Origin of the sequence: Aminobacterium sp., assembly GCF_034926885.1 — a bacterium.
Taxonomy (GTDB): Bacteria; Synergistota; Synergistia; order Synergistales; family Aminobacteriaceae; genus Aminobacterium.
Genome location: NZ_JAYFQR010000006.1, coordinates 19,543 through 31,662, shown reverse-complemented (window position 1 = coordinate 31,662; position 12,120 = coordinate 19,543). Strand labels below are relative to the sequence as shown.

The following is a 12,120-nucleotide window of genomic DNA, read 5'->3' as shown; positions in this document are numbered from 1 at the left end:
ACCTTCGCCTTGTACTTTCCGTAAAGCTCCAATTCCTCTTCGTCGATACCTAACTGAGAAGCTATCTCCACAATAGGCTTCATTTGGGCCTGCTGTGCTATTTCAATATCGCTTAGCATCATTCGTTGCCTTACCTCCTCTACTCATCGTGTACAAGATCATTATCATGCCGTTGAATATTGCCAGAACGGAGAGCATCCTGAATATAATAATGCATTTTTATAGAACTATCCATAATTGTACGCTGAAATATTCTTGCATTTTTTAAAAAGATATAATATATTAACCTTTTATTACAGATATAGGTCGAAGACGAGCCACCTTTAAACTGAGTTGGGCTTTATGTACAACCTCTACAACAGCGGAAATATCCTTATATGCTTCGGGCATTTCCTCCCCTAATGTTCGTGGGCTATCTGCCATTACCGTCACACCTCGCCGAGCCATCTCTTCAAACAAATTCATACCTTTTGTCCGGCGCATCGACTCGCTCCGGCTTAAGACACGACCAGCTCCATGACATGTAGAAGCAAAAGTTTCTTCCTCTGCTTTTTGAGTTCCTACCAAAACATAACTGGCAGTTCCCATGCTCCCGGGAATAAGTACAGGTTGCCCTTCATAGGATCGGGTAGCCCCTTTACGATGGACACATACTTCTACTTTCCGTTTCTCCCATACATGTTTTTCTATATGAGCCATATTATGGCTAACGTCATAGACAGTAAAAAGAGGTCTTCCTGGGAAAAAGTGAGCAAAAACATCTCGCACCGCTGATCCTATAATCTGCCTGTTAGCCAAAGCAAAGTTCGCAGCAGCTCTCATAGCTCCAATATAGCTTTGCCCCTCTTCAGAGAGTATAGGAGCACAGCACAGTTGTCGATCAGGAACATTAATTTTATATTTAGACATAGCTCTACGCATGACTTTCAGGTAATCATCGCAAACTTGATGACCAAGTCCTCGACTTCCACAATGAATCATGACGGTTATACATCCTTCCTCAAGATTCATGCGCGATGCTGCGTTTTTATCGTAGATTTCATCTACAACCTGAATTTCAAGAAAATGGTTACCAGATCCCAGTGTTCCAAGCTGATTTTTACCTCGCTCTTTCGCTCTGGAAGAAACAGCCTCACAAAGAGCGCCTTCAATACAACCATTTTGCTCTGTATGTTCCAAGTCGCTATGTATACCATATCCCTCTTTGACCGCCCAATGAGCCCCCTTACAAAGAACGGCATCTAAATCTCTTGATGATAATTTCACTGTACTTGTTGCTCCAACACCGCTTGGTACTGCTGAAAAAAGGGAAGAAGATACTGAATCTAGAGTAGGTAAAATATCTGATAGTTTAATATAAGAGGAAAGGAGGCGAACTCCACAGGATATGTCATATCCAACTCCTCCAGGTGAGATTATGCCTTTATCTACTTCAAAAGCAGCAACTCCGCCTATAGGAAATCCATATCCCCAATGAATGTCTGGCATAGCGAAACTGTAACCTAAAATCCCAGGCAAACATGCTACATTTGCTACCTGTTGCAATGCACTGTCTTGTTCCAATGTTTTTTCTATATAGTGATCAGCAAAGATCAATCCCGGCACCATCATTCCTGATAATGCTTCTTTCTCTAAAATCAAACGAACACTATCCACTCTCTTTAACATATTTTTCATACTCTCACCTCTCTCTACACATCAAGAAAAATTCTGAGAAAAGGTTTGGGTTCCTCGTAAATAACAAGTCCTCCATATGTTGCAGCTTTGGCTGACATCCGCACTGAATGACTCTTTACAAGAACGCCATCTGCTTCAAGATGCCATGTATTTTTTCTTACTACGAGAGTTAAAGGAATAAAGAGCATTCTATGTTTTTCATAAATATAAATAAGCTCGTTAAGCCATGAAACAACCAGTTCTTCGAGATCTATTCCATCAAGTAAAATTGTGTAACGGCTTCCATCATGAATATTTTCATCAGATAAAGTATTCCCGTAACAAACACCATAGAGAGCAAAAGCTGCTTCCTTGAATAATTCATCAAGAGAAAGAGCGTCTACCTCAAACCCTACATCTGCAGTATGTTCTATCTCTTTCCAGACCATCAGAAGCCCTCCGTCAAGGTAATAAAAAAGGCGACTCTGTAGAGTCGCCTAAGATTTATCGAGAAATAAAGTTCGCTACATCGATCATTCGCCTTGAGTATCCATACTCATTGTCGTACCACACTAATATTTTAGCGACTCTATTCTGAAGAACTCGCGTAGAGGGGCCGTCTACAACCCCCGAGTGCGGATTCCCCAAAATATCGGCAGAAACGATTTCCTCATCATTATACTCAATAATATTCCGAAGTTCCTCTTCTGAAGCCCTTTTAAGAATATTGTTTATTTCCGCAACAGATACATCTGATTCAAAGTGCACAACCATATCGGTGAGGGCACCATCTGGTATGGGAACTCGAACTGCTATGGCATCAAGCTTGCCCTTCAGCTCAGGCAAAACAAGAGCTGTTGCTTTTGCAGCCCCTGTAGATGTGGGAATAAGAGAAAAAGCTCCCGCTCGTCCTCGTCTTCGCTTAGATAAGGGAGAATCAACGAGCGTCTGAGAAGACGTATACGCATGTACAGTCGTCGCCATAACATAGACGATACCCAAAGACTCGTTAAGTACTTTTAAAACAGGAGCCATAGAATTCGTAGTACATGAAGCGTTGGAAATAATCGAATGTTTTAAGGGATCATACTCCTTTTCGTTAACCCCCATGACTATACTTATATCTGCACTTTCAGAAGGAGCACTTATAATAACTTTTGCAGCCCCACCTTCAAGATGTCCTTTGGCTTTCTCCCTCTTAGTAAATCGGCCGGTACACTCCAACACGACCTCTACGTCCCTCTCACTCCAAGGAATTTTCGAAGGGTCTGAAATTGAAGTCACATATATCCGTTTCTCGTCTAAATCAAGGTAATCAGGCCCTGCCTCAATATGGAAAGGGGCCTTGCCGTGAATAGAATCATATTTAAGTAAGTAAGCTAATTCATCTACAGGTATAAGATCGTTAATAGCGACAATATCGATATTCTCAGGAGGATCAATTACATACTGTCGCAACGCCAAACGGCCAATACGCCCGAGGCCATTAATCCCTACTTTTTTCATCTCTCTTCAGCTCCTTTACCTAAAACTATTCACATTGTGACGCTAGCAAAGTTTCACGTCAAGAAATACTTACCCTAAAAGAGCGAGGAGAATTCCTCCAGCTAAAACAGAACCTATTTGTCCCGAGACATTTGCGGCAACTGCCGGCATAAGAATAAAAGCATTTTTATCTTCTTTATATGCCATTTTTTGTACAACCCGCGCTGCCATAGGAAAAGCAGAAATTCCTGCAGCTCCTATCATCGGATTTATTTTTTTAGTTAGGAAACAATTCATGAAACGAGCCGAAAGAACACCAACGGCAGTATCAAGAATAAAGGCAACAAGTCCCATTCCTAAAATGGCAAGGGTTGACGGTTGCAAGAAACGATCTGCGGTAAGAGTAGCTGAGATTCCAAGTCCGAGAAGAATGGTTACAATATTTGCCAGTTCGTTTTGGGCTCCTTTGGCAAGACGGTCTACAACGCCGCTCTCTCGAAGAAGGTTTCCAAACATAAGAAAGCCAATAAGAGAAACAGAGGCCGGAGCTAATATTCCAGCAATCAAAGTAACGCAAATAGGGAAGAGGACCTTTAATCTCTTGGAAACAGGTTTTTCTGCGTAGGTCATTGCAATTTTACGTTCATCCTTCGTTGTCAATAATCGTATTACAGGTGGCTGAATAAGAGGAACGAGTGCCATATATGAGTAAGCAGCTACAGAAATAGGCCCCAAGAGATGAGGTGCAAAACGAGAAGAAACATATATGGAGGTAGGCCCATCTGCCGCTCCGATAATGCCTATGGAAGCCGCTTCATTAATATCAAACCCCAGCAAGAGCGCCAGCCCCATTGTCAGGAAGATGCCAGCTTGAGCTGTAAAACCAAAAAGAGCTGTCATTGGAGACTGAAAAAGAGGTGTAAAATCAATCATAGCTCCAACAGCTATAAAAATAAGAAGAGGAAAAAGTTCTGTAGAAATACCTATATCAAAGAGCAATGAAAGAGCTCCAGGATGAGAGGTCCCCGCTACAATTTGAGTTAAAGCCGATGTCAACGGAATGTTGACTAATATGGCACCGAACCCCATGGGAAGAAGTAATGCTGGCTCATACTCTTTAACAATAGCTAAATAAATAAGAAGTAAACCCACACCTATCATAATGCCTTGCTGTATTGTTATGGAAGCAATGCCTTCAAAGATAGTTTCCAACTATGTTCACACTCCTGTCTTCATACATTAAGATAGAATTTTATTCATAAAAAAAGACCCTTAGCATGACTTTCGCCACACTAAAGGTCTCGCTTATTGGCAATTACCAACGACAGAGCCAGACCTAAAGGTCATGATGTTGACCCTGCCTTTTCAAGCTACTCCCCTTCAGGAGGTTGTTAACTTATAGAAGTTATTCTAACTTAGCCTTATACTTTGTCAATGGATAATTGTTCAAAGGGGGATAAAAATGATTTCTATGATGCTCATGAAACAAGAAAGCTACGAAAAGAATTCCCTGAAACAAAAAATAAATCGTATATTTAATCACTTTATAGATGAAAGGCAAATTATTTTAGAGAACGCCACTGTTTTATTGAAACCCAATCTGCTCTCGGCATCTCTTCCGGAAAAAAGAATAACAACTGACCCAGCAGTCGTGGAAAGTATCGCCGAAGCAGTGCTAGATAGAGGTGGTCATCCAATAATAGCTGATAGTCCAGGTCTAGATCGCTTCTCTTCTGTTGCTGAAAAGACCGGGATGAACACTATAGCCCAAAAGCTTCATATTCCGGTTGTTGAATTGACAAACCCTACACCTATTCCTGTCTCTCGCCAGGCTCGTTTCCATCGTATTGAATTGTCACAAACAGCTCTTGATGCAGATTTTATTATTAATATCCCCAAGCTTAAGACTCATGCACAAATGCTTTTTACTCTTGGGGTTAAAAATCTCTTTGGAACTGTTGTTGGTCAGCAAAAGGCTTCCTGGCATTACAATGTTGGTTTGAATCGTGATATTTTTGCTGAGCTTCACCTCGATATATATGAAGCGCTTTCTCCCACATTAACAATTATTGATGGCATTTGGGGTATGGACGGTCATGGCCCTGGAAATGGGAATCCACACTTTTTTGGTTTACTGGCTGCTTCAGATGATGCTATAAATCTTGACATTACAATTTGCCGCATGCTTCATGTAAAGCTTAAGGATTTTCCTCTATATCGAGCCGCACAAAAAAGAGACTTGATTCTAGATGAATCCTGCATCTTTTTTAATTGTGAAGAACCAGACTCCTTCGATTTTCAACATGTTAATATGCCCAACCTTGACTCACTACATCTTCTTCCTCCTTTTTTGGATGTTATTTCGAAACGATACCTCGTTTCACGTCCCGTGCATAAACCAGAAAAATGCATTCGATGCAGAAAATGCGAAGAAATATGTGCAGCCCAAGCTGTAACTTTGGACTCATACGGGAAACTTAATTTCGATTACAATAAATGTATTCGGTGCTTCTGTTGCCAAGAAGTATGTCCTAATAATGCTATTGAATTTCGAAAAGGTTTGGTGCTCAAACTACTCGATCTTATAAAGAGCAGGTGTTGACACGGTGAGTTTTCCCTTCGCACGTTGGAAAGATAATCCAGAAATTACACAGCAATATAAGGCTTTCGAAACACTTTTAAATGCATATAAGAAATATAGCATTTCTGACGATGTCCAGGAAAAGATCGAATCGCGAAAAATCTGGCAAAAGCTGGGAGAATGCTATTGGCAATGCGTATGGCTTTTACTTGAAGCTCAAATAACACAGAATCCCGATCAGCTTTTTTTCGACGAAAAAGAAGATCTCTTTATTAATTACGGTCTTGTACCTACTGAAGAATATTGTGACACCTTTGAAATAGATACCTCAGCAGCTTTACCTGCCGGATTATTTCAATATGTTACTTTAACTGACTATTTTAATGAATTATATTGTTTCGTCTTCCAACATCCTTATGAAAAACCTCTTAAGGGGCTATCTTTGTCTGAACGGAAAAATCAACTAAAGCGACGTCTTGAATCGAATAAAAAAAGGCTTCATCTCCTTTTGCAAGTCATTATGGGAAAAGAAAACACTTCTATCGAAGATAATAATCTCACAATGATTTCCAATCTTGAAAAAAATCTTCCGAATTTCACAGAAGTAGAATTCAGAACTCGCAAGTATCGGGAAAGCAATGAAGAGACTCACCAATCCATGGCTTCTTCACACTACACGTACAAAGAAGCTGAACGAGCAATGATGACACTTCTTAAAGAAAGGTGCTCTTTAGAAGAAGGGGGCATTACGGAAGAAGAATACAAACGTATTCTGGCGATGCATTATCAAGCTCAATACTGTTCCATGGCTCTTTCCTTTCTTGAAATAGAGGAAGAAAAATGGCGCCAGAAACAAGAGCGTTTTGGAGAGAAGTATAAAGAAGAAAGTGTTGCTTTTCAGAAACGTGAATTTCGATCAATGTTTGACGCTAAAAGAGAATATATTTCTTTGACAGCTAAAAGTGCCAGAACAGACCTTTCTCCCCTTTATATTCCAGGCAAGAATGCAAAGGTACTTCCCTTAGAGCAAGGAGCTTCTCTAATGGAAGAAATGATCAGTCGCGATACAGACATGCTACGTGTAGCCCGCGTTCGAATGTACGGTTTACCTACAGTTATTTTAGTTCCCGGGCATGGCTATGGAACATACGATTGGAGCGATAATACTCTGCTAATCCCCTTTGTTTCTGCTCATAGCCACGAAAAAAGCGTAGCTTACGCTCTCGCCACATTTCGTTGGGATAGTGACGAAGATAGGGCTATTAAAAATAGTTATGAGCTTATTAAAGAAAACCGTAAAAAATCTATAATCACCCTTGCACAATCATTTTACAAAGACTACTTTCTCTGGCTCACCAAAGAATGTAAAGGATATCGTATTTTACCCAGAGAAACACATAAAGTCTTTAAACAACTTTTTCCCATATTAGATCTGTAAATAAAATAAGAAGGAAAGGAAACTCCGAGAAAAATCTCAAAGTTTTCTTCCCTTCTTATTTTTCTAATTTATGCTTTTCCTATCTGCAACTCTTAATGATGGTGATGATGGGAATGCTCATGCTCAGCCTCTGAAAATAAGCTTTCTTCTAGTTTTTCCAGTGCTTCCCATAAATTTTTCAAGTTTGCTTTTTTAGATTCGATGGCGTGAAGAAAGGCATGTTTAGCCTCATGACCTTCCACAGCATGCCATCTGGCAACAAGACTTGTCATTCCTTCCAATTCTTCAGCAATTGTTTCACGAAGCAATTCAGCTTCTTCTAACGGACCATGAACATGAAGATGTCCTTCTGTTGATTCTGGAGTTATAACCTTACACATAATTAAAATTAAACCTCCTCTCGTTTTTTCCACCACTTATGAAAAGCTTCTTCTGCTTTATGAGCATCTGATAGGCACTGTTCAGTAAGTGTCTCTGCAAAATTAAAGGAATATCCTGAAACAGAAAGCAACCAAGTTTCTGGCTGCTTCATGTCAAGACGATCCATTAAAGAAAGCAACCATGCAGGCCCCATTGAATGTATGTTCAATCCTTCAAGAGATGAATCTGACATAACCTGCTCAAGTATACACCCTTCAGGTAACGGTCTTACATCAGCATCTATAAATAAAACCAAATCAACATTTTCAAGATCATATGCCAATTCTGGCAAAAGTTGTTGCCCAGTCCACAACTCAACGTCAACTCCGCAACCTTCAAGCCAACTGGCAATTCGAGGGGCAAGAAATAAGCCAACACTATCATCTTCGCGAAAAGGATTTCCAAATCCTGCAACGAATACTCTCATGTATAACTCCTTTAATAAAAGGCAGGGCCAGGGAGCTCCCCCCTAACCCTGCCGTGATCCGTTATGGATTACGAGAAAGAACGATTTCCTCTAATGTTTCTCAATTGTGCGAATTTCTTTCCCCATCGCATCAAGTATGGAAAGTTTCAAAGGCATTCTACCCACAGCATGCGTAGAGCAGGAAAGACACGGATCATAACAGCGAATAACGTGTTCCATTCTGTTAAGAACACCCTCTTCTACTGTTTCTCCATGTATATACTTTTTAGCGACAAGTTCTACGCCCTTATTCATAGCATAGTTATTATGTCCGGTAGCAACTATAAGGTTTACTTTAGTAATGGCACCTTTTTCATTCACTTGATAGTGATGAATCAGCGTCCCACGAGGAGCTTCGATAACACCAATACCCTCTGGCTGAAGGTCATTTGACGTAATCCTTAGTTCCCTGCCGGTAATATCCTCATCGTGCAGTAGTTCTTCCATACGTTCCACTGCATACATAATTTCGATCAACCGAGCATAGTGATAATACATTGTGTAGTGAACAATGCCATCTTCTGTCAACTTTCTGAAAGCAGCCAATTCTGACGCAGCTTCAGGAGTTGAAATAGTATCGCAAGCATTAACACGTCCCAAAGGTCCAACTCTATAGCTACCATGAGGGAATCCCAATGGCTTATAGAAGGGGAACTTCAGATAGCTCCATGGCTCTACGTGTTCACCTATGAAAGTCGCATATTCAGTTGAATCAAACTCGTCTGTTATACGACCTCTCGGGCTACGTAAACGAATCCGTCCATCATAAAGTTCAAGATTTCCTTCTCGTACAAGCCCAAGATAAGAAGTCTCTAAAGTTGCAAATTCTTTAGCTTCGTTACCATGCTCAGCCAAATAATTTTTGATTAGATCTAAAGCCTTGCGAAGGTCTTCTTTTACCTTTGGAATGCCAGCCAGAATCTCATCTCGCTCGTCTTCCCTCAAACTTCTGTTTACTCCACCAGGAATGCTGTGCCATGGGTGTACTTTCTTACCACCAAGAGTCTTAATAACTTCCTGACCAAATTTTCTCATTGTTACACCCATAACAGCCAAATCTGGGAACTTATTGACCAGACCAGCTACATTACGAACAGCAGGATCAGCATCAAATCCAAACAAAAGATCAGGACTTGAAAGGTGGAAGAAAGAAAGAGCATGAGACTGAATAAACTGCCCCATATGCATAAGCTCACGAAGTTTATGCGCCGTGGGAGTCAACGTTACACCAAGAATAGCATCGCATGCTTTCGCAGATGCCAAATGGTGACTGACAGGGCAAATTCCACAAATTCGAGGTGTAATTACGGGCATTTCACGGAAATCACGTCCCTGTGTAAACGCCTCAAATCCTCTAAACTGCGTGACATGAAAACGGGCCCCGGTAACTTCTCCCTTTTGATCGAGCATTACTGTAATTTTTCCATGTCCCTCAATACGGGAGACAGGATTAACAACAATGGTCTTTGCTTTTTCTGCACACATTTTCGATCTCCTCCCTGCTCCCTAATCGTATCTCATCATATCTACAGGCACTTTAGGAATACGTCCCTGCAAAATTTCTTGGAAAACATAGTAAATAGTGTCTGCATCCGGAGGACATCCGGGAACATACACGTCAACTTTTACTTCATAATCTACAGGCACGGCATGGGGTAGCAATTTAGGAATATCTTCTCCAGGGATAATGCCCTGAGGATTTACTGTAGAGACAGTATTGATATATCCTTCTTTCAGTACGTCTTCTGCTTTCATGAAGTTTCTCATACAGTTAATTCCGCCAAAAACAGCGCAATCTCCCCATGCAATAAGGATCTTGCATTTCTTCCGCATTTCCTTGGCGAGATGTACTTCCTCTTCATTTCCCAAGGCTCCAGAGATAACGCCAACTTCGACTTCTGGAAATTCTTTTATGTCTGTCACAGGCGTAGCCGTCAGATCTACCTTCTCAAGGAGGTCTATAATCCGTTCATCAATATCAAGAAATGACATATGACATCCGGCGCATGCCTCAAGCCAGACAGTAGCTACTTTTGGTTTAGACATATTCTACACCTCCTCAGAGGAGACCACTTGGGCCTTATCTGGAGAAATTTTCGATTTAAACGCATTTTCACAAGGTGACGCCGAAGATGTAGAGAGAGAAACACCCATTTTAGACGCCAAATCCTGGAAAACCTTTGACAAACCACGAAGCCCCTCTTTAGGAGGAACAACCATATTCATGCGGCGACGCTCCCCTTCCAGAGTGCAGAAGTGGCCGCTTCGCTCATACCATGCAGGCATCGGAAGTAAAACATCTGCCATGTTAACCAAGGGACTGACCATATATGGAGTGTGGACAACAACAAATCTTGCTTTGTTCATAGCTTCTAAAGACTTGGGATCTTCGGCAACCATACCTGTCGAGTTAACATACAGGAAGTCAAGATCTGCTGTTTCAAGCCAAGGAGTCTTGCCTAAAACAGTATTCCAGGCACCAAGACTATTCCCGCTAAGAATCATAGGAACAAGTCCAAGCCCATCATCAAAAACGCCTTTGGCTGTAATAGCCATATTTACAGCTTCCATAACAATCTGCGGATGTTTGGCCAATCTTGACCCCAATACAACAATTGGTTTTTTTGCATCGGCCAAATATTTCGCCGCTATTGCTATTTCTTCTGGCTCCATATTCGCAAGATCAGCTACTGAAGAAATACGGTTCTCGGCATCTTCTCTTCCTGCAACAGCTTCGGTAAAGGAAACGAGAGCACCGTGAAGAACTTCTGCCGATATACGGATATCAGCATCTGTAATATCCTCGAAAGGATTATCCTTGGCCGAGAAGTTAATAAGTTTTGCACCATTCTTCACTGTAGCTACTCTGATATAGCTGGCAACTACAGGAGCTTCATTCTGAGGATCTCCGCCAATAACAATAATGGCATCACTGTCAAGTATGTTATGAGCTGCTGTAAAGGGGCGCACTCCCTGACTTAAGAACGGCTTGAAACCTTCTTCAAAACCACGAAGGGTATCCCCATTAAAGCAATCGATTTTGTCTATTTTCAGAGAATCACGGAAAAAGTCTGAAATAACAGAGAGTTCTTCGTCTGTAGAAAGCCCTGATACAAGGGCGCCAGCCTTCTTTTCAATCTTGGCCGTTCTCAGTTTATCAGCAACGAGTCCGAGAGCTTCATCCCAAGATGCTTCCCGGAATGTTGAGCCAGTACGGATCATAGGAACAGAAAGACGTTCTCTTTCTGTGGATTCAGGCAGCCACCAACGGCCTTTATGACAAAGCTGCCCTCCATCGGGACTTGTTACTGAAGCACCTTCAACTCTTGTTATGCTGCCCGTTCTGACATATGCCTTTATTTTGCATCCTACTGGGCAAAGAGGGCAAATACTCTCAACGACCTCGTCACAATCGTTACGACGCCCACGATAGACAAAATCGCGGATGGTAATAGTTCCAGTGGGGCAAACCTGAGCACAAGCTCCGCAAGAAACGCATGTGTCACTTTCACCAAGAACTTTACCAAGATCGGAGACTACGCTGGCGTTCCAACCCCGTTTTTCAAGATCTAAAGTATGTGCTCCAACTTTCTCATCACAAATCCTGATGCAGCGCAAACAAAGTATGCATCTGTTATGGTCTACCTGCAAATCTTCATCTGACGCATCATTATGAAAATCCGCATAGAGATAAGGATAGCGAACCTTATCCATTCCATGTTCAATAGCAAGACGTTGCAGTTCGCAATCTCCACTCTGTGAACAGAACATACAGAAGTGGTTTCTTCCAGCAAAAAGAAGTTCAAGAATCTGACGTCTATATTCTTTTAACTTTTCTGTTTGTGTGTGAACAACCATGCCATCTGTAGCTGGTGTTGTGCATGAAGTCAGAAGTTTATTGCTTCCTTCCACTTCCACGACACACATACGACATGAACCTATAGCAGAAATACCCTCAAGGTAGCAAAGGGTCGGAATGTAGACATCGTTTTTACGGGCTACTCCAAGGATAGTATCCCCTGCAGTTCCCTTACAAACTTTTCCATCAATGTTCAGAGTAATTTCGCTCATATT

At 41.5% G+C, this 12,120-nt stretch carries 12 protein-coding genes; 2 read left to right on the top strand and 10 right to left on the bottom strand.

Annotated features, from left to right (window positions below; translation table 11 throughout):
- The 5 genes from VB083_RS04455 to VB083_RS04435 all read right to left on the bottom strand — a co-directional run.
- Window positions 1-119 (bottom strand): formate--tetrahydrofolate ligase (locus tag VB083_RS04455; protein ID WP_323401787.1); only part of this gene is annotated, 119 nt, incomplete at its 3' end.
- Window positions 120-282: 163 nt separating this feature from the next.
- Complete coding sequence (locus VB083_RS04450; protein ID WP_323401786.1) at window positions 283-1,677, bottom strand: RtcB family protein; 1,395 nt, start codon at window positions 1,675-1,677, stop codon at window positions 283-285.
- 14 nt (window positions 1,678-1,691) lie between these two features.
- Window positions 1,692-2,105: an archease gene (locus tag VB083_RS04445; protein WP_213691542.1), complete on the bottom strand. Its 414-nt coding sequence runs from the start codon at window positions 2,103-2,105 to the stop codon at window positions 1,692-1,694.
- Between the two features lie 55 nt (window positions 2,106-2,160).
- On the bottom strand, window positions 2,161-3,162 hold the full coding sequence (gap, locus tag VB083_RS04440) for a type I glyceraldehyde-3-phosphate dehydrogenase (protein ID WP_307879811.1): 1,002 nt from the start codon (window positions 3,160-3,162) through the stop codon (window positions 2,161-2,163).
- A 69-nt stretch (window positions 3,163-3,231) separates the two neighbouring features.
- Window positions 3,232-4,353, bottom strand: a complete 1,122-nt coding sequence (locus VB083_RS04435) for a sodium ion-translocating decarboxylase subunit beta (RefSeq protein WP_213691544.1) — start codon at window positions 4,351-4,353, stop codon at window positions 3,232-3,234.
- A 250-nt stretch (window positions 4,354-4,603) separates the two neighbouring features.
- Between VB083_RS04435 and VB083_RS04430 the strand changes: the two genes are divergently transcribed.
- Window positions 4,604-5,743 (top strand): DUF362 domain-containing protein, encoded by a 1,140-nt coding sequence (locus tag VB083_RS04430; RefSeq protein WP_323401785.1) that lies wholly within the window; start codon window positions 4,604-4,606, stop codon window positions 5,741-5,743.
- Window positions 5,744-5,747: 4 nt separating this feature from the next.
- Window positions 5,748-7,160, top strand: coding sequence for a hypothetical protein (locus VB083_RS04425; protein ID WP_213691546.1), 1,413 nt, complete (start codon window positions 5,748-5,750; stop codon window positions 7,158-7,160).
- A gap of 92 nt (window positions 7,161-7,252) precedes the next feature.
- On the opposite strand, the gene VB083_RS04420 is transcribed toward VB083_RS04425, so the two are convergent.
- The 5 genes from VB083_RS04420 to VB083_RS04400 form a co-directional block, all read right to left on the bottom strand.
- Window positions 7,253-7,540 (bottom strand): hypothetical protein, encoded by a 288-nt coding sequence (locus VB083_RS04420; RefSeq protein WP_213691547.1) that lies wholly within the window; start codon window positions 7,538-7,540, stop codon window positions 7,253-7,255.
- 8 nt (window positions 7,541-7,548) lie between these two features.
- Window positions 7,549-8,007: a hydrogenase maturation protease gene (locus tag VB083_RS04415; RefSeq protein WP_213695593.1), complete on the bottom strand. Its 459-nt coding sequence runs from the start codon at window positions 8,005-8,007 to the stop codon at window positions 7,549-7,551.
- Window positions 8,008-8,097: 90 nt separating this feature from the next.
- The gene (locus tag VB083_RS04410; RefSeq protein WP_213691549.1) at window positions 8,098-9,531 is read right to left on the bottom strand and encodes a Ni/Fe hydrogenase subunit alpha; all 1,434 of its coding nucleotides are present in this window, start codon (window positions 9,529-9,531) and stop codon (window positions 8,098-8,100) included.
- Window positions 9,532-9,552: 21 nt separating this feature from the next.
- Entirely contained in the window at window positions 9,553-10,092 is a 540-nt protein-coding gene (locus tag VB083_RS04405; protein WP_213691550.1) for an NADP oxidoreductase, read from the bottom strand.
- A 3-nt stretch (window positions 10,093-10,095) separates the two neighbouring features.
- Window positions 10,096-12,117, bottom strand: a complete 2,022-nt coding sequence (locus VB083_RS04400) for a molybdopterin-dependent oxidoreductase (RefSeq protein ID WP_213691551.1) — start codon at window positions 12,115-12,117, stop codon at window positions 10,096-10,098.
- Window positions 12,118-12,120: the final 3 nt, after the last annotated feature.